Annotated in this window: 15 protein-coding genes; 9 read left to right on the top strand and 6 right to left on the bottom strand. The window is 43.7% G+C overall.

The genetic code is table 11. The features are described 5' to 3' along the window. Positions 1-32: 32 nt before the first annotated feature. A complete protein-coding gene (locus JMX48_RS05840) occupies positions 33-1,547 on the bottom strand; it encodes a NarK family nitrate/nitrite MFS transporter (protein WP_201535435.1) in 1,515 nt (504 codons plus the stop codon). A 619-nt stretch (positions 1,548-2,166) separates the two neighbouring features. Between JMX48_RS05840 and nirB the strand changes: the two genes are divergently transcribed. Further along, positions 2,167-4,776, top strand: coding sequence for a nitrite reductase large subunit NirB (gene nirB / locus JMX48_RS05835; RefSeq protein ID WP_201535569.1), 2,610 nt, complete (start codon positions 2,167-2,169; stop codon positions 4,774-4,776). 86 nt (positions 4,777-4,862) lie between these two features. Beyond that, entirely contained in the window at positions 4,863-5,213 is a 351-nt protein-coding gene (gene nirD, locus JMX48_RS05830) for a nitrite reductase small subunit NirD (RefSeq protein WP_201535431.1), read from the top strand. A 120-nt stretch (positions 5,214-5,333) separates the two neighbouring features. On the opposite strand, the gene nhaC is transcribed toward nirD, so the two are convergent. From nhaC to hppD, 4 genes are all read right to left on the bottom strand, one after another. Continuing rightward, the gene (nhaC, locus tag JMX48_RS05825) at positions 5,334-6,749 is read right to left on the bottom strand and encodes a Na+/H+ antiporter NhaC (RefSeq protein ID WP_201535428.1); all 1,416 of its coding nucleotides are present in this window, start codon (positions 6,747-6,749) and stop codon (positions 5,334-5,336) included. A gap of 105 nt (positions 6,750-6,854) precedes the next feature. Continuing rightward, a complete protein-coding gene (locus JMX48_RS05820; RefSeq protein WP_201535427.1) occupies positions 6,855-7,196 on the bottom strand; it encodes a 4a-hydroxytetrahydrobiopterin dehydratase in 342 nt (113 codons plus the stop codon). A gap of 153 nt (positions 7,197-7,349) precedes the next feature. Continuing rightward, entirely contained in the window at positions 7,350-8,285 is a 936-nt protein-coding gene (gene phhA / locus JMX48_RS05815) for a phenylalanine 4-monooxygenase (protein WP_265088765.1), read from the bottom strand. Positions 8,286-8,486: 201 nt separating this feature from the next. After that, positions 8,487-9,587: a 4-hydroxyphenylpyruvate dioxygenase gene (gene hppD / locus JMX48_RS05810; RefSeq protein ID WP_201535426.1), complete on the bottom strand. Its 1,101-nt coding sequence runs from the start codon at positions 9,585-9,587 to the stop codon at positions 8,487-8,489. Positions 9,588-9,847: 260 nt separating this feature from the next. Here hppD and JMX48_RS05805 point away from each other — a divergent pair, with 260 nt between their 5' ends. From JMX48_RS05805 to JMX48_RS05785, 5 genes are all read left to right on the top strand, one after another. Then, on the top strand, positions 9,848-10,777 hold the full coding sequence (locus tag JMX48_RS05805) for a LysR family transcriptional regulator (protein ID WP_201535425.1): 930 nt from the start codon (positions 9,848-9,850) through the stop codon (positions 10,775-10,777). 341 nt (positions 10,778-11,118) lie between these two features. Further along, on the top strand, positions 11,119-12,315 hold the full coding sequence (locus tag JMX48_RS05800; RefSeq protein ID WP_201535424.1) for an aromatic amino acid transaminase: 1,197 nt from the start codon (positions 11,119-11,121) through the stop codon (positions 12,313-12,315). A 408-nt stretch (positions 12,316-12,723) separates the two neighbouring features. Next, positions 12,724-14,013, top strand: a complete 1,290-nt coding sequence (gene fahA / locus JMX48_RS05795) for a fumarylacetoacetase (RefSeq protein WP_201535423.1) — start codon at positions 12,724-12,726, stop codon at positions 14,011-14,013. Between the two features lie 411 nt (positions 14,014-14,424). After that, positions 14,425-15,000: a VOC family protein gene (locus JMX48_RS05790; protein WP_201535422.1), complete on the top strand. Its 576-nt coding sequence runs from the start codon at positions 14,425-14,427 to the stop codon at positions 14,998-15,000. A gap of 82 nt (positions 15,001-15,082) precedes the next feature. After that, entirely contained in the window at positions 15,083-16,150 is a 1,068-nt protein-coding gene (locus JMX48_RS05785) for a TRAP transporter substrate-binding protein (RefSeq protein ID WP_201535421.1), read from the top strand. A 55-nt stretch (positions 16,151-16,205) separates the two neighbouring features. On the opposite strand, the gene JMX48_RS05780 is transcribed toward JMX48_RS05785, so the two are convergent. Beyond that, positions 16,206-17,069 carry an IclR family transcriptional regulator gene (locus JMX48_RS05780; RefSeq protein WP_201535418.1) on the bottom strand — a complete coding sequence of 288 codons (864 nt, stop codon included), beginning with the start codon at positions 17,067-17,069 and terminating at the stop codon, positions 16,206-16,208. A gap of 154 nt (positions 17,070-17,223) precedes the next feature. Between JMX48_RS05780 and maiA the strand changes: the two genes are divergently transcribed. Both maiA and JMX48_RS05770 read left to right on the top strand, forming a co-directional pair. Beyond that, positions 17,224-17,868 carry a maleylacetoacetate isomerase gene (gene maiA, locus JMX48_RS05775; RefSeq protein WP_201535565.1) on the top strand — a complete coding sequence of 215 codons (645 nt, stop codon included), beginning with the start codon at positions 17,224-17,226 and terminating at the stop codon, positions 17,866-17,868. A 385-nt stretch (positions 17,869-18,253) separates the two neighbouring features. Further along, positions 18,254-19,753: a DUF4331 domain-containing protein gene (locus JMX48_RS05770; protein WP_201535415.1), complete on the top strand. Its 1,500-nt coding sequence runs from the start codon at positions 18,254-18,256 to the stop codon at positions 19,751-19,753. Positions 19,754-19,763: the final 10 nt, after the last annotated feature.

Genomic DNA, 19,763 nt, shown 5'->3' with positions numbered 1-19,763 from the left:
TGCTGTATCGATATTACTTTTCACTGACTATATTATCTATGACTGACTTGGATTTCGGCAAACGACCCATCTGGCATCTCTTCTATAATGACGCCTGACGGCTCTTTTAATAAAAACAGCGCAAAGAAGCCTACCACTGCCGTCGCGGCGATCACAAAGAAAAATATTTGATAAGACACCAGACTGAGTACCGTTAGATAGACCACCGAGCCGACGTTACCATAGGCGCCCGTCATGCCAGCGAACTGCCCCGTCATACTACGCTTGATCAATGGAATGACGGCAAAGACAGCCCCTTCTCCTGCCTGTACAAAAAATGAGCAAAACATGGTGATTAACAAAGCGAGAGCAAGTGGCCATGTTGAGTCAAGAAAGCCCATTAATAGATACCCGACGGCCAAACCTGCGGTTAAAATCAACAAAGTAATTTTACGACCAAATTTATCACTGAGCCAACCGCCACCAGGACGTGACATCAGATTCATAAAGGCATAACTCGATGCCAATACACCTGCCATAACGATCGATAGATTAAAAGTCTCTTGATAAAACAGCGGCAACATCGAGACAACCGCCAGCTCTGAACCAAACGTCGCAAAGTATAAAACATTGAGAATACCGACCTGCTTAAAATCATAACGATGCGCTTCAGGGACAGGCGTGGTAAAGACTTCCTTATTGAAGCGATAGCTGCTGATGAACTCGTAGATATATAGTACGGCAAGGCAAATATAGATCAAAGTGACAGTAGATTGGCTGAGCAAACTCACGCCAGCAGGTGATAACTTCCATGCTAATAAAGCCAATGCCAAATACATCGGTAATTTAAAAACCATCATGAGCCAAAAGTCACTGGATGAGGTCACCATCATAGCGCCTGATTTTTTGGGTTTAAAGTAAGTGGCTCCTTTGGGCGTGTTTCGCGCCATTTTATAAAAAACCACACTATAAAGCGCCATAACGACACCTGACATAGCAGTGGCATAGCGCCACCCTTCATCGCCGCCAAAAATAGCCGCCGCGCCAATCGCCACGGTTGGCAATAATAGTGCCGCTGCTGCTGAGCCAAAATTGCCCCAACCACCATAAATGCCCTCAGCAGTTCCCAGCTCGTTGGTCGGAAACCAATCACTCATCAAGCGAATGCCAACCACGAAGCCTGCGCCGACAAAACCCAGTAGGAAGCGAGACAGCGCCAAGGTGTTGTAATCTTGCGCGAACGCAAAGGTAAAGCAGGGAATCGCTCCAATAGCCAAAATCACTGTGTAAACGAGACGCGGACCGAAACGATCCGTCAACATACCAATGATGACACGGGCTGGAATGGTCAATGCCACGTTTAAAATCAGCAGTGTTTTGACTTGGTCTTTACTGAGATTTAGCGACTCACCAATCGCCGATAAAAACGGTGCATGGTTAAACCATACAAAAAAAGTCAGAAAAAATGCCATCCAGCCTAAATGAAGAATTTTATTTTTGCCCGAAAAAGACAATATATTTAGCTTGTCTGTCGTAGACGCAACGGGGGTCGATGATGACGATGACATAGGCAGCGGCTTCCTTAAATGGTTAACTTCTAGGTTATTGCAACGTATCAAGTGTTCAAGAAACGATCTATTGAGACATTTGAGACGGTGCAATGGCTATGCCAGTTAAGTTGATAAGCCATATTTTTAAAATAGGAATTGAACTTAAATCAATGCTACAACGCTTTTATATTGAGGCTTATATGGTGGTACTAAAATCAATTGAATAGTTGGATAAAGACAAGAAATAGGAGAAAAAAGTAAAATCTTTAATATTTCTTATAAACTATAAAAGACCCCAAATTGGGGCATCATTGTTTCTATTTTGGTGCATAAATATTTTATCTCGATATTTACAAAGTATGGATAACCGACACTCTCACAATCAATATTGACCTTGATCTTAGCTTTTATTCAATGGCTGTTCAGCGGCTCTGTAATCCTTGCTGAACGTTAAGAGACCTACTTCTTATCCTCATATTTTACCCAAGCGCTCGTAGGATCACGCCTGAATAAATACACTAAAACAAAGTCGCTTGGCACAATTATTGAATGCTCTGTATTAGTAGGCATCTAAATGTCATTTATCAGCTATATAGAGGACGGACGTATGAGTCGCACTACAATGGGCATAAAAAAAATGAGCGCAAAAACCAAAGGCAAATTGGTCGTGATTGGCAATGGTATGGTCGGTCACCATTTCGTCGAGAGAGCCATTGAAAAAGGGTTACACGAACAATTTGAAATTCATGTATTTGCAGAAGAAGACCGTCCTGCTTATGACCGTGTGTATTTATCCAGTTATTTTGAACACAAAGATGCCAGCAAACTAAATCTCGTGGATCTGACTACCTATGAGTCATCGCAGGTACAGCTGCATTTAAACCAGCGCATTGTGGATATCGATTCAACCAACCAATCTATCACTACGGAAGCTGGCGAGCGGATTGAGTACAGTGAGCTAATATTAGCGACAGGCTCATATCCCTTTGTGCCACCGATTCCCGGTCGTGAGCATGCACACTGTCATGTGTATCGTACGATTGCGGATTTAGATGAGATTTTGGCGATTGCTGAATTGCCCAAAGTTAAAAAAGGCGTGGTGGTTGGTGGCGGTCTACTCGGATTGGAAGCGGCAAAAGCATTGGTCACATTAGGTCTTGATACTTATGTGGTTGAGTTTGCCCCGCAGTTGATGAGCGTTCAGCTTGATGCGGCTGGTGGTGAGATTTTGAAGCGCAAAATCGAGGCACTGGGTGTCAAAGTCCTGACAGGCAAAAATACCCAAGAGATTTTTTCTAATGCTGACAGCGTCTCTAACGCTAATAATGTCTCTAACACGAATAGTGCAGACAGTGATGACGGTTACCTAACCATGCAGTTTACCGATGGTAGCTCATTAAACACCGATATGATTGTGTTTAGTGCAGGCATTAGACCACAAGATAATATCATTAAGAATAATCCTGAGTGCGGCATTAAAATGGGTGCGCGTGGGGGTATTTTGATCGATGCGCAGTGCCGAACCAATGCCAATCATGTGTATGCGGTTGGCGAATGCGCCGTGTGGGACAATCAAGTATTTGGCTTAGTAGCACCTGGTTATAGCATGGCAAGCATTTGTGCTGCACAAATTGCAGGCGATAGCGAGCAAACGTTTACAGGTGCTGACATGAGCACCAAATTAAAATTGATGGGCGTGGATGTCGGCAGTATTGGCGATGCGCATGGCGCGACTGAGGGCGGCCTGAGCTATTTGTATCAAAATCCTGCTCAAGGTATTTACAAAAAACTTGTCACTACAGCGGACAACAAACGTTTGCTTGGTGCTGTATTGGTTGGTGACACCGAAGATTATAATAATTTATTGCAATTATATTTAAATGACATTGACCTGCCAGCCCATCCTGAAAGCCTGATACTACCCAATGTCGAAAAACCCATGATGGGCATCGAAAATTTGCCCGATACTGCCACGATTTGCTCATGCTACAACGTGACCAAAGGGGCTATTTGTTCAGCGGTCGAAAACGGCGCGTATTCTATTTCTGATGTGAAAGCCGTAACCAAAGCAGGTACGGGCTGCGGCGGTTGTGCGCCAATGGTGAAAGACGCCATGAGTTATCAGCTAAAAACACTTGGTTTTGAGGTCAATAATGATTTGTGCGAGCATTTTGCTTATTCTCGTCAGGATTTATACAGCTTGATTCGGGTGCATGGTATCAAAACCTTTGACGAGCTATTGATAGAACATGGACGTGGTCATGGTTGTGAAATTTGCAAACCAACCATCGCCTCTATCTTGGCATCGTGCTGGAATGATTATGTGCTCAAACCTGAGCTGACGCCGTTACAGGACAGCAACGATTACTATTTAGGCAATATTCAAAAAGATGGCACGTATTCAGTTGTGCCGCGCGTACCGGGTGGTGAGATTACTGCTGACAAGCTCATCGTACTCGGGCAAGTTGCCAAAGAATTTAATTTATACACCAAAATCACTGGTGGACAACGCGTGGATTTATTTGGTGCACGTATGGAGCAACTGCCTGATATCTGGACACAATTGGTGCAGGCAGGGTTTGAGACGGGTCATGCTTATGGCAAATCGCTACGTACCGTCAAATCTTGTGTGGGTAATGACTGGTGTCGATATGGAGTGGACGACAGCATGGGTCTTGCGATTAGGTTAGAGGATCGCTACAAAGGCGTGCGCTCACCGCATAAAATCAAGATGGGCGTGTCAGGTTGCATGAGAGAGTGTGCTGAAGCGCAGAGTAAAGACTTTGGCATGATCGCGACCGAAAACGGTTGGAATCTATTTGTCTGTGGCAATGGCGGTATCACCCCGCGTCATGGTGAGCTGTTCGCAACGGATCTTGATACCGAGACGATGGTCAAATACATCGACCGTATTATCATGTTTTATATCAAAACAGCCGACAAACTGCAACGTACCTCAAAATGGCGTGAAAGCTTAGATGGCGGACTTGAGTACTTACAAGCGGTCATCATCGAAGACAGCTTAGGCATCGCAGAAGAACTCGAAGCTCAGATGCAACTTCTCATCGAAAATTATGTATGTGAGTGGGCAGAGACAATTAATGATAGCGAAAAACTCAAACGCTTTCGTCACTTTGTGAACAGTGAGAAAGGCGATGACAACGTCGTGTTTGTGAGCGAACGTGATCAAATCAGACCAGCAACTGATTCTGAAAAAACAGCCATTAGAGTGGTGGAATTGGCCTAATAATTACTTTTGTGGTGCGCTTTTTAGAAAAACGCACCATCGTCACTCATCGCTATTAACGTTATAACCTTCGAGGATACTACGCTATGAAACAGCACACTATTTGTCATCTTAATGACATCATTCCTGAAACGGGCGTTTGTGCGCTGATAGACGGCAAACAAATTGCAATCTTTCGCACCAAAAAAGACGACCTCTTCGCCCTCGATAATTACGATCCATTCAGTCAAGCCAATGTCCTGTCTCGGGGGTTGATTGGCGGCACGATGATTGTAAATGATGCTGGCGCGGATGAAGAGGTGCTTTATGTCGCCTCGCCAATTTATAAACAACGCTTCAACCTTGTCACTGGGCAGTGCTTAGATGATGGGAATGTGACACTGGCCGCTTATCAAGTTACCTTAAATAATAACAATATCATGCTGCAAGGCTGGTAAAAACAGGGCGCATCCTCATTAAAGATGCGCCCTGTTTTTTTGATATAAAAGCCTTAGTCATTTAAAAGTGCTTTGTGTAGCGTACTTTGTTTAATGTACTTTGTTTGCCTAATGGTTTTTTTATTCAGCCAGTAGCTTTTTGGTCGGCTCATGACTTTTTATACGACTAATGGTAATACCCGTAAAGCCAAAAAGTATCGTCAGCAATAGTGATAAATAACAGAAAAATGCATAAGGCAGATAATCAAGTACAGGCACGCCTAACGCTTGGCTAATAAAAACACCGCACACACTCCAAGGTACCAGCGGATTAATGACTGTACCCGCATCTTCAATGGTACGAGACAGATTTTTAGGGTGTAAATGTAGGCGCTCAAACGTCGGACGAAAGGCCGTACCAGACAATAAAATACTCAAATACTGCTCGCCAATGAGCACGTTAATACTCAAAGCTGACATGGCAGCCGCAAAAATGGCACGCCCCGCTGTCGTTAAATTGTCTTTGATACCTGATAGTAATGCGGGCAAAATCCCCAATGCCGTCAGCAGTCCGCCGAGGCTCAATGCCAGTATGACGATCGCCTGAGTAAAGAACATACTTTGTACACCGCCGCGTGACAACATACCGCCAATGTCACCCAGCTCTAACGATTCAGCAGGTGCATAGCCTGCAAATAAATAACCTCCCAACTGACCAAAGCTTGGCGAGCTATGCAAGTAAGTAATAATTAAGGCTACGGCGATGGTACAAATAATGGTGTAGATTGCATTGACGCGAAAAACAGCTAACCCAACCAGCACTACAAAAGGCAACACTGCATAGCCGTGTACCAAGCCACTCTCTATCAGTTGTCCTTGCAATACGGTCACTTGACTGAGATCAGAACCCGCTGTCTGCCCTGAAAAAAACCAAAACAAGATAACTGTCAATATCCACGCAGGCACCGTGGTGTACATCATATTGCGGATATGTTCAAACAAATCAATGCCCACCACAGAGGAAGCGATGGTACAAGTGTCAGACAATGGCGACATCTTATCACCAAAAAATGCCCCTGATACCACAGCGCCGGCCGCAATCGCCACATTGGCATCAAAAGCATCACTCATACCAATAAATGCCACGCCCAACGTTGCCGCTGTCGTCAAACTACTGCCCAAAGCAATACCAATAATAGAGGTCAATACAAAAGCGGAGATATAATAATACTCAGGCGATATCAGCTGAAAGCCGAAATACATCAACGTTGGAATGGCACCTGACATCATTAAGGCGGAGACCATCAAACCGATAAAGAAGAATAAATATATCGCACCAATGCCCCGCATCACGCCTGACGCCATTTGCATTTGCATGTCATCAAAGCTCAAGCCTTTGAATAAACCAATGCCCAATAGAAAACAGATCGCCAGTATCAATGACAAATGCGGTACCCAGCCAAAACCAATCATAGTAACGCCCATGATGGCAATGACAATGGCAGAAATCATAAACGCCAGTTGTGGTGAAATTTGGGTTAATATTTTTGGAGGCATCACACATCCTTAAAGCGCCAGTAAAAACTGGCGTCAGATTGAATTTAAGTATTGAATATAAATGGGAGCAAGTTTAATGAGTTTGCTTGGCGATTACCAATCTGATTAGATATTAATCAACTCATCGGTCTTAGCCGCCATAACAAAATCGTTGTGATGCAAACCTTTGATGCTGTGAGACCACCATGTGACGGTTGCTTTGCCCCACTCTACCAAGATGCCCGGATGATGCCCTTCTGCTTCGGCAATGTCTGCAAGTTGATTGGCGAACGCCATTGCTTTGACGAAATTTTTGAATTTATACTGGCGCTGTAATTGCTTGATGCCCTCCACTTCGATCAGTGACCAGTCAGGAATTTGTTGCAAGAGCTCGTTTGCCTCAGCGTCGTCGACTGTCGGTGCGCCGATACGGCAGGCTTCGCAGCTGTTTTGTGATAATGTAGTCATGATAATATCCTTTTATTTAACGAGTATTTTTTAATTTGTGTACATCCATGTTGAGGTGGCTCTACGACCAGTCAAACATTTAATCCTAAAATCATCTTGATAAAGCCAATAATCTTGATAAAGCCCATAATTTTGATAAAGTCATTAGCTGGTTTATACAGAATAACTCGGCTCAAACAATCCCAACGACATGGCCTGCTTAACCATACCCATGATGTCGCTATCGACGATATCAAACAATGTATTTAAATCGTCAATGACATAATAAACAGGCTGAATATGATCGATGCGATAAGACGTCCGTAGCACATCCAATAATTCAAAATCTCTATACTGTGGCTGCTTTTGTGATGAGTTTTGTGGCTGATCACTAAGCGCGTAGACAGTTTCAGAAGGTGAGCTTAAAATACCGCCGCCGTAGATTCTACGATTTTCGGGGTTGCTCCCAACCAAGCCAAACTCGATGGTAAACCAATAGAGCCGCGCCAAAAACCATCTCTCTTCTTTGGTCGCATTGAGTCCAAGCTTGCCATAAGTTTCGTTAAACGTTGCAAACGCAGGATGCGTGAGCAGCGGGCAATGTCCGACAATTTCGTGAAAGATATCAGGCTCTTCGATATAATCCATGTCCTCAAATCGACGGATAAAAGTCGCGACAGGGAAGGATTTATTGGCCAAGAGCTTAAAGAATTTGCCAAAGCTGATTAACGCAGGGACCGCCGCCGTTTTCCAGCCAGTGGTGGCTTGTAATACGTCATCAATATCACTGAGCTGCGGAATATGCGTGGTGGGTAGATTTAACTTGGTTAAACCATCTATGTACGCTGAGCAGGCACGATTGGGTATTTGATCGGCTTGACGTTCGAGCAGCGCTTGCCACATAGCATTGTCATCATCGCTATAGTGGATATGGCCATCGGCATCAGGCTGATTCGAGAGGTAAGGTTGTTTTTTATCAGCAGAATCTTTATGAGCAAAATCATCGTGACCAGAACCATCAGCGCCCATTACTTTCGGAGCTGTATTGTTAGCACTAGCATTAGCATTGACAGAGTTGTTATTAGACGTTGTATGTTGGAGGCGTTCCATGCCAGTATTCCTTTTATTGCAGTTAGTACATTAGCTTGGCATCAGTCTCTTTATCTGGGTAATTCACCTTGATAAAATTAAACCCTGACCACCACTGCCATAACAATTATTGAGTTAGCGAGGATAAGCATTAAATGAGCAAGACAAGCTCCTTTTATCTTGCCCATCTGCTGCTTTACTCGTTTAAATTTTTCACGAGAATTATGGCGTTTCAGTCTTTGGCTGACCAACCGTGCCGCGGCGTACTTGGTCACGTTCTATAGACTCAAACAATGCTTTGAAGTTACCTTCGCCAAAGCCATCTGCATAATCGCCTTTGCGTTGAATAAACTCGAAGAATACAGGGCTACCTAAAATGGTTTCAGAGAAAATCTGTAGCAGTAGACGCGGCGTATCGCCTTCTGTCGTACCGTCCAATAAGATGCCACGGACTTGCAGATCATCAACGTTTTCGCCATGGTTTGGCAAACGCTCGCTGAGCATTTCATAATAAGCAGCCGTTGGTGCGGTCATAAGCGGAATACCAGCAGCTTTAAGCATGTCAATACTGGCAAGTAAGTCATCACTGGCCAACGCAATGTGTTGAATACCCTCGCCATTGAAGTGCATCAAATACTCTTCGATTTGTCCGCCGCCCTGCTTGGATTCTTCATTAAGCGGAATACGAATTTTACCATCAGGCGCGGTCATGGCTTTACTGGCAAGACCCGTGTACTCGCCTTTGATATCGAAATAGCGGATTTCACGGAAGTTGAAAATGCGCTCATAAAAATTTGCCCAATACGCCATACGACCACGGTAAACGTTATGGGTTAGATGATCGATGACTTTAAAGCGATAACCGATAGGATTTCTATCCACATCAGCAAAAAACTCAAAGTCGACATCATAGATAGATTCGCCATCTTTGTAGCGGTCGATGAGATAAATCAATGAGCCACCGATGCCTTTGATAGCAGGGAGTCTTAGCTCCATCACGCCTGTTGGCACGTCTACTGGCTGCCCGCCCATTTCAATAGCATGCTCGTAGGCTTTTTTGGAATCTTGCACACGAAAGCCCATGCTACAAGCACCAGCGCCATGCTCTTCAACGAAATAGCTGGCTTGGCTTTTTGGCTCACGGTTTAGGATAAGATTGATGTCACCTTGACGGTACAAAGCCACATCTTTTGAACGATGGTTGGCCACATGTGCAAAGCCAAGCTGTTTAAACAACGCGTCGACAGCATCAGGTTGAGGAGAAGCGAATTCGACAAAGTCAAACCCTTGTAGTCCCATTGGGTTGTCAAATAAATCGGCCATTGTAATCATCCTTAATTTTAATTGGTGGTATATAGCCAATCCTATATAAGTCGGATACGGTGTCAGACTCGCTCAGTCTACTATTTGTAGTACTTTCGCTCGCCTTCCTTGTATCCAAATTATATTGAACCGACTATAAAAACAGTAAAATGGTATAAAAATAGCTGCAATCAATAATTCTTATTGACGTTGTATTTATATTAGATTAGCTTTATTTATAAGACTAATTGTTTTTTATGATTTATTTATCAGGTTTACTTATGAATATTAGCATTCGCCAATTGACCGCCTTTATCAAAGTTGCCGACAATGGCAGCTTTACTCGTGCCAGCGACCAGATGCATTTGACTCAATCTGCCGTTAGTGGCTTAATAAAAGAGCTAGAATCTAGCCTTGGTATTGTGTTGTTTGACCGCACCACACGCCAGCTGTCTTTGTCGGCAGTGGGACATCATTTGCTGCCTCAAGCTCGGCGCATTTTAAATGAGATGCAGCTGTTCGAGAATGAGGCAAGCAGTTTGACCAACTTGGCACAAGGCAATGTCAGACTGGCTGTTTCGCAGTTCGCGGCGTCCTCCATGCCAGCAGTGATTGCCCAATTTGCCAAACAATATCCTGAGATTAGCGTGTCGTTATTGGATTGTTCAGCAGAGAACTTGCTCAGACATATTCAAGATATCGAAGTAGATTTGGGGGTTGGCACTGAGCTTGGTTTAATGGAAGCTGAGGATGATATCAGTGCTGATTTGTTGTACCAGCTGCCGTTTTGTGTGGTCATGCCTGAAAGCCATGAATTGGCGCAAAAACTTGAAATCACTTGGCAGGACTTATTAGACATTCCGCTCATTACGTTGCAAGGCCCCTTTATCGAGCAAGTAACGGTAGAGCTGGATGACCGCATCGTGACTCATATTCAGCAGGCTCGCTATAAAGTAAATTTTATGTCCACCGCGCTTGAGATGACCCGTCAAGGTTTTGGCATTACCTTGTGTCTGCCTTATATGCCTGAAGTCATTGATTGGGTCAGCGCTAACCGCTTGCAAATGCGACCATTGACCCAGCCCGTTAAGACGCGTCAATTCTTTATATATCAACGTTCCTCGCGCGCGTTGTCTCCGGCTACCATCGCCTTCAAAGAATTTTTGCAGTCGTATTTTTCTAGTCATTTTAGTGATTTACCGCGTACGTAAATATTGTTTATTCAGCAGGAAATAAAACTATAGTCAAGCCACTCGAAAGCAGCGACAGCACTTAAAATATTTAATAAAAAACGAATTTGGCTATAGTCAGCCTTAAATAAAATAATTACAAATATGATCACGCGCTACTGCAATAAATTCTCCTTGCTTATTGTGCCTGCGCAGACAAAGGCGGCGCAAAATCTATCCCAGTAGCACTGGGTTTGTTTTATAGTGGATCGAGTATAACTATTTGGTTAATTATTCAAGATATCTCAATCTCATATTGAGTTAAGCGCCAATTTGCTCTATGATTTTTGGCGGTTCGATTTATATTTTTATAAGGAAGCACTATGTTTGAACGTATCGACTATTACGCTGGTGATCCAATTTTAGGATTAATGGAAAAATTTTTGGCGGATAACAATCCTGATAAAGTAAATTTAGGCATTGGTATTTATTATGATGAAGATGGCGTATTGCCTGTACTCGAGTGTGTAAAAACTGCCGAGCAGCGCATTGCCGATCCTATCTCGCCGCGTCCGTATCTACCTATGGCAGGTCTACCAGGACACCGCAAAGGCTGTCAGGAACTGCTCTTTGGTAAAGACGCCCAAATCTTAAAAGACGGTTTGGTTGCGACCATCGCTACTATCGGTGGTTCTGGTGCGCTAAAGATTGGTGCCGAGTTTATCAATGAATGGTTCCCGCATGCTAAATGCTATGTCAGCGATCCGACGTGGGCCAACCACATTGCCATCTTTGAAGGCGCTGATGTCGAAGTCGGTAAATATCCGTACTATGACAAAGCCAACAACAGCGTTAAGTTCGATGAGATGATTGCGTTTTTTGAAACTTTGAATAAAGACGATGTGGTTTTGTTGCATCCTTGCTGCCATAACCCAACGGGTATGGATTTGACTCGTGAGCAATGGGATACGTTGCTCAATGTGATTCAAGCACGCGCATTGATTCCGTTTATGGATATTGCCTACCAAGGCTTTGGCGAAGACATGGACAGCGATGCTTATGCGATTCGTAAAGCCGTCGATATGGGTCTGCCACTGTTTGTCAGCAACTCATTTTCTAAGAATCTATCGCTATATGGTGAGCGTGTTGGTGGTCTATCCGTTGTGTGTCCAACCGTAGACGAGACTGAGCGTGTCTTTGGTCAGCTGAATTCTTTGGTACGTCGTATCTATTCAAGCCCACCATCACATGGCGGACGTGTCGTCGATATCGTCATGAATGACGAAGCTCTGCATGATCAATGGGTTGGCGAAGTTTATGCGATGCGTGATCGTATCAAAGCGATGCGACTCAAGCTCAAATCTGTATTAGAAGCCAAAGTTCCTAACCGCAACTTTGACTATATTACCCATCAAAATGGTATGTTTAGCTTTACCGGATTGACGCCTGAGCAAGTCGCGCGTCTACAAAGCGAGTTTGGTATTTACATGATATCTAACTCACGTATGTGTGTTGCTGGATTAAACACGGGTAACATCGACTATGTCGCCAATGCTATGGCAGATGTCTTAAAAGACTGATTAATCCATAGCGTTAGAAACGTAGTTTGAAAAATAATTGTGATAAAAAAGGTTGAGCGATTGCTTAGCCTTTTTTTATGCGCCGCGTTTGTACAGTTCACATAAAAAAAGTCGATGTTGCTAATAATAATGCTAATGCTCATACAGTCGATTTATTTTAAAAAAAAGTGCTAATGAGATAAATTTTGCGAAGCCTCTGCTCGGCAAAGCTCATAGCAAGCGAGGAAAATTAATACCAGCAAAACGCCACGCTAATTAATTTCACCTCCTCTGTTTTACACTGACTGTAGCAGCGAAATACGCAGTCACTATATAAAAAACTTGCAATCTGCTCCTCTATAAATTACATTATTCATAAGTAGTTAATTATAACGTAATTTATTATTCATTTTTAGCAAGGAGCAACCCATGTCAACGACTGACAAGACCCTTACCTCGTTTATCGATATCGCTCAAGATTCTGACTTCTCAATCCACAATCTGCCTTATGGCATCTTTAGTGACGCTACTGACGGCAAGCGCCGCGCTGGTGTAGCAATTGGCGAGCACGTACTGGATTTGTCCGTACTCGAAGCAGAAGGTTTATTAAGCTTGGATGGCGGTTCATACTTTGATCAATCCACGCTAAACGCTTTTATTGATTCTGGTCGAGACAACTGGACGCACGCCCGCACAATTATTCAAACGCTGCTGTCTAATGAAAGCGATACTTTGCGCGACAATCAAGAATTGCAGAAAAAAGTCCTTTTTAAGCAAGCAGACGTCACCATGCACCTGCCTGTCCAAGTGCCGGGTTTTACCGATTTTTATTCTTCTAAAGAACACGCCACCAATGTCGGCACGATGTTCCGTGATCCGAGCAATGCGCTGCTGCCTAACTGGACTGAGATGCCAGTTGGCTACAATGGACGTGCCAGCACCGTTATCGTGAGCGGCACGGATGTCGTGCGCCCATCCGGTCAGCTAAAACCAAATGCGGACGATCGTCCTATTTTTTCTGCTTGTCAGCGTCTCGATTTTGAACTTGAAACCGCTTTTGTCGTCGGTAAAGGCAATAATATCGGTCAACCGATTGCCGTAAATAATGCCTTTGATCACATCTTTGGCATGGTCTTACTCAATGATTGGTCAGCTCGTGACATACAAAAATGGGAATATGTGCCTTTAGGGCCATTTAATGCCAAAACGTTTGCCTCTGAAGTCTCGCCGTGGATCGTGACCATGGATGCGCTCGCCCCTTTTAAAACGTCGTGCCCGACTCAAGAGCCAAAGCCGCTTGCTTACTTGAATGAAAAAGAGACAGAGAACAGCTTTGATATCAATTTATCGGTCGAACTACTGCCCAAAAACGCTGAAAGCGCCACCGTGGTTTGTGAGACCAATTTCAAATATATGTACTGGTCAATGGCACAGCAGCTAACCCATCACACCATCACTGGTTGTAAAGTAGAAGTCGGTGACATGATGGGTTCAGGCACTATTTCAGGGTCAACGCCTGATTCTTATGGCTCGATGCTAGAGATTGCTTGGAATGCCACAAAGCCCGTCACGCTAACAGGTGGCGCGACACGTAGCTTTATTGAAGATGGTGATACGGTCATTATGAAAGGCTATAGCGAAAAAGATGGCATCCGTGTCGGTTTTGGCGAAGTACGCGGCAAAGTCTTGCCCGCTATCAACTTTGATTTTGACAAATAACAGTCAACAAATAGCAATAGGGCGTGTCCTCAATCTGAAAATGGTGATAAAAATAAGATAAATGGCAGCCAAACAAGGAAAATAGTGCAGATAATATCGAGATATTGACTAGCTATTTGACGACGTTTGGCAAGATTTAGCTATTTTTAGCCCATTTAGTCGCTTTTGTTCAGATTGAGGACACGCCCTAATATAAACATAGCAAAATAGGCGTAAAAGCAGTTGAGTAGCACAGTTAAATAACTACTACTGGTAGTAAATATTTACTACCAACTTGCTATAGTCGAAGCCAAATAATTTCGATACAAGGAAGCCACGCACAGATAGTACAAGTAGTACATCAAGCGTGGGTGACGATGTAGCGGATTTATAGGGATTTGACTATAAGCGCCTTATCAAAAGGAGTTTGATATGAGCTTTAACATTGAAAAAATTCATCATGTGGCTTATCGCTGCAAAGACGCCAAAGAAACCGTTGAATGGTATCAAAAACACCTCAACATGGATTTTATTTTGGCGTTTGCCGAAGATCATGTTCCTTCAACCAAAGCTTTCGACCCTTATATGCACGTTTTTTTGGATGCGGGTAATGGCAATGTGTTGGCATTTTTTGAAGTACCCAATCAACCTGAAATGGGCTTTGACCCCAATACGCCAAGCTGGGTACAGCATTTAGCACTCAAGGTAAAAGACCGCGACGAATTGTTGTTGGCTAAAGAACATTTAGAAAACGCAGGTATCGATGTGATTGGGGTCACCAATCATGGGATTTTCCATTCTATTTACTTCTTTGATCCGAACGGTCATCGCTTAGAGCTGACTTATGATGATGCGACTTCACATGACAAAGTTTCGATGATTACAGACGCCATCAAAAAAGATATGCTAGAAGAATGGTCACGTACCAAACGCGCCCCAGCACATACCCAGTTTTTGCACGCTGAAGAATTGACACAAGCCAAAGAAGTGGCTCCTGTTGGCGAGTAACTAAATGATAGTTCATGGCAAGTTTTCGCCAAGCTCAACTTCGATAGCTAACGATATTTAACCATCAAGAAAGGATTCTATGATGAAAACAAAAATGCGCTTAGGACTGCTGTTAACGGCTTTGGTTGCTGTGGCGGGTTGTAATAATAGTGACCAAACCGTAAACGCTGGGGCTGATACCAGCACAGGCAATACAGAAAAAGTCACTACCTTGAGGTTTTCTCATTTTATGACTGCCACTGACAATATAAATACTGAAGGCTTTGAACCTTGGGCTCGAAAGATTGAAGCCGACTCGAAGGGACGCTTAAAGGTTGAGATCTATCCTTCTGCCACTCTCAGCAAACCAGGCGCCACTTATGACGCTACCGCCAAAGGTATTGTGGATATCGGTATGCAGGTACAGGGCTACACTGCTGGACGCTTTCCTTTGACTCAGGTGCTCGAGTTACCAGGTATCTCCAATACAGCCGAGCAGCAGACTTGCATACTGTATAAACTTTATAAAGATGGTGCCATTTCCAGCGAATATGAAGACACTCACCTACTTTCTTTGATGGGGTCAGGGCAAGGGGCGCTACATACCGTCGACAAACCCATTCGCACGCCCGCAGACATGAAAGGCATGCGAATACGTCAACCCTCTGTGGTAGCGGCTGACATCATAGAGGCTGCTGGTGCTGCACCTGTTGGTATGCCGGCCAGTGATACTTACACTTCATTGCAACGCGGCGTTATTGATGGTTTAGCGTTTACTTGGCAACCGATTCAAGCATTCCGTCTCGATGAACTACTTAGTCATCATACAAACATTCCTTTCTACAATTCTACCTTTGTCGTCACAATGAATAAGGACAAATACAACAGCCTGCCTGACGATCTGAAAAAAGTCATTGATGACAATTCAGGGATGTTAATGTCAGAGCGTATCGCCAAGATATTTGATGAAAGTAATGAGGCAGCCATGGCTGCAGCGCGTGCCAAAGGCGATACTATGATTGATATTCCAGACCCCTTAAACAATCCTGACTGGAAAGGCCCACTTTTAGAAGGTACTCAAAAATATCTTGATGAATTGGCAGCACTTGGTTTGGACGGAGAAACCGTCTATGAACAAGCTAAAGCAGCCAGCGCTGCTTGTGCCGTTTAAATGACTGAAGCCACATTGAAGCCACAGCGCAGTTAATTTTTATGCTATTAAATAGCTACACTATTTGATAGCGCTGTGCTATGACCAATATTTGCTCAACCACCTTATGCTGCTCACTTATCGGTAACTGCGCGGTGGTTCCGATAATCGTAATGGCATATTCTAATGGCAAGCTTTCAACCGAGGGCTTGTCATTGATAGTAGAGGAAGTGGCGACGGCGTTTGTAGGCTGTGGCAAGATAACAGGAATCGTAATGGCGTTAATACCCATCAACATATCACCCGTGACTGCCGCATAGCCTTGGGTACGGATTTTGGTCTGTAATTGGGTGAAGTGCTGCCATTTCTCTGCTGCTACCACATCATCCTTTGTCTGCCATTCCGTCACGACCAATGGCTCAATCATGGCGTCGGGCTGATAACTGGCAAACAGCTGCCCTGTGGCCGACGTCGTCAGCGGCATCCGTGAACCAATACGCGTAATGATACTAATAGCACTGTCAGGCTCAACCGATTGAATGATGATAGGGCCTTCATTGAACCATTTGGCGATTTGTACCGCGCAGTTTAAAGTATCTTTAATCTCATTAGCGATATGCGTTAGCCGCTCTAAGATATTGTTTTGATTGTATCCGGTGTGTCCTAGCGCATTAACCCTATCGCCCAGTCCATAGCGACCATCACCAAGTTTACGTGCGTAGTTTTTACGAATGAGACTGACCAAATAACGATGGCACTTTGCTGGGTGCATTTGCATCACTTGGGCGATATCCTTTAACATCATCGGTTCGTTATAATCGATAAGGACATCCAATATCGACAGCCCAATTTCAAGTGATTGAACACCACTCTGGTTTTTACTGGTTGCGGCAGGATTATTTACAAGGTTGTTATCTACAAAGTTATCAGCTGCTGGCATGGTTTACTCAATGAATGGTTTGCTCTGTTAAGTATCAGTCAAATAAAGATATGACTAATAATACTCTCTTTATCTATGTTAAATAGGCATGTTATTAACCATTATAACTGCTTATTTCACTGACAACATACCACAATAAAAGGAATAAATGATGATGAAACTTCATGGCTATTTTCGTAGCAGCACCTCTTATCGCACTCGTATCGCATTGAACTTAAAAGAATTGGATTATGACTATATCGCAGTCAATCTGGCGCAAGATGAGCAGCTAAAAGATGACTTTCAATCTATCAATCCTCAAGGATTGGTGCCTGTCCTACAAGTTGATGATTTATCGTGTTACCAAAGTCCTGCTATCTTAGAGTGGCTAGAGGAAGCCTATCCTGACCAGCCCTTATTACCCAAAGACGCGACTGGTCGCATGCATGTACGCGCGCTTAGTGCTTTGATTGGTTGCGATATGCATCCGATCAATAACCGCCGTATCTTACAGTATTTACGCAACGAGTTGGCAGTAGACGAAGATAAAGTCATGGCATGGTGCAACCGCTGGATGAGCGAGGGTTTTGCTGCGTTAGAAAAACGCTTAGCAGCAGATAAAAATCGCGCAAAATTCTGCTATGGTGACCGCCCTACTTTTGCAGATTGCTATTTAATTCCGCAGGTTTCTTCTGCTCGCCGCTTCAAAGTAGATCTTAGTCTTTATCCCAATATCTTGGAGATTGACACGCATTGCCGCACGCTAAAAGCATTTGCAGAGGCTGATCCCATGATGCAACCTGACGCGCCAAAACATTAAGGCGCTTCAATCGGCCAAAAATTTCAATCAGTCAAAAATAAGTATAGCTGGTTAATATTTCGATATTAGCCAGCTATTTTTTTGACTTCATTTATCTCATTTCTATGCCTATTTTTATGTCTATTTTTAAAATAAGTGCATGGTCTATTCAATTTGACCCTCTATTTTCTTATTATTTTTCAATCACTTCCATCCAAAAAAAACAGACAAAAGGTACAATGTAACCGATGAAAACTATACTACTAGATTATAATTAGGTGTATAGTTTAAGTTACCTTGATAACTATATTATTTAGTTTGTTTAATTTTAGTTTATCAACGTTAAGACATTACAAAATATTTATTCACCTTCTTTATCGCTTAAAGTTTCTTTACAAGGATTCGTATGAAACATACCACCAAAGCTCTAATCGCAGCCATGACCTTGTGCGTGAGTGCAAGTGCAGTAGCGTCAAGTCACCGCGAAGCCCCTTCTATCACCAAAACCCCAAAAGTCGATGCCTCTGACTTTTATATGTTCAACAGCTATGAAAATAATCGGGCAGATTACGTCACGATTATTGCTAACTATTTGCCGCTGCAAGATGCCTACGGTGGACCCAATTATTTCGCCCTAGACCCAGATGCGCTGTATGAGATTCACATCGACAATAACGGTGACGCTGTTGAAGACATTACTTTCCAATTTGATTTTACTCAAAATCTAAACAGTATTGAAATTGATTCAGATGGCAATCCATCGACGCCAAATGTCGCCATACCTTTGTCTAATGCTGGTGATGCATCAAATTCGGCTAATGTACAAACGAATGAAAGCTATGATGTAACGATGGTCAAAGGCGATCGACGTAGTGGCTCGCGGTCCTCCTTAGGTAAATTTAACAAGCCATTCGATTATATCGGTACTAAATCCTTTGCAGACTATCCGACATACGCGCGAAGCTTTATCAAAACGCTAAATTTAGGCAACTGTGGTCAAGGTAAGGTTTTCGTCGGTCAGCGTGCTGAAGGCTTTGCTATCGATTTGGGTAGAGTGTTTGACTTGGTCAACCTAAACCCATTGGGTGCACGTGATGGTGGTACCAATATATTGGCAGATAAAAACGTCACATCAATTGCGATGGAAGTGCCAAAAGCTTGTCTCGTCAATGCAAGTAGCAAAGACCCTGTGATTGGTGCTTGGACGACAGCTAGTGTCCGTCAGGCAACTTTGGTGAATCCTTCACCTGCGTCTGGCATCAGCACCACCGCTAAAAAAGGTGGCGCATGGACTCAGGTTTCCAGACTGGGCATGCCATTGGTTAACGAAGTCGTCATTGGTCTAAAGGATAAAGATAAATTCAATGCGTCAGAGCCAAAAGACGATGTCGCAAAATTTGCCCCTTATGTCTTTTATCCTACGCTCCCAGCATTGATTCAGACCTTGTATCCACAAGCTCCAGCACCAACCAATTTCCCACGTCAAGATTTAGTGACCGCATTCTTAACAGGTGTTCCGACGATCAATAAACCTGCCAATACCAATCAAGTGCCGGCAGATATGTTACGACTCAACACGACTACGCCTGCGGTTGCCGCTGCCAATCAGAATGATCTGGGTGTGATTAGTATTATTCCTGGTCAGAATGACGGTCGTCCCAATGCAACTGCCAAAGACGTTGCAGGATTTCCAAATGGTAGACGCCCTGGTGATGACGTGACTGACATTGCATTGAGAGTCTCTATGGGTGCCTTGTGTCATGCAGGTCTACCAGCTGCCGTGACTTGTGTACCTGCGGATGCTAAAGCTGGAAAAGCACTGTTCACAGATGGTGCCCTTAAACCTGCGACTGAGTTTGACTCAGTATTTCCTTATCTAACGACGCCTACACCAGGTAGCCGATAAGCTGAATTTC

It is taken from the genome of Psychrobacter immobilis (assembly GCF_904846225.1).
In the GTDB taxonomy this organism is placed as follows: domain Bacteria; phylum Pseudomonadota; class Gammaproteobacteria; order Pseudomonadales; family Moraxellaceae; genus Psychrobacter; species Psychrobacter immobilis_F.
Note: the sequence above shows the minus strand (reverse complement) of the source record. Positions and strands in the feature narration are given on the sequence as shown.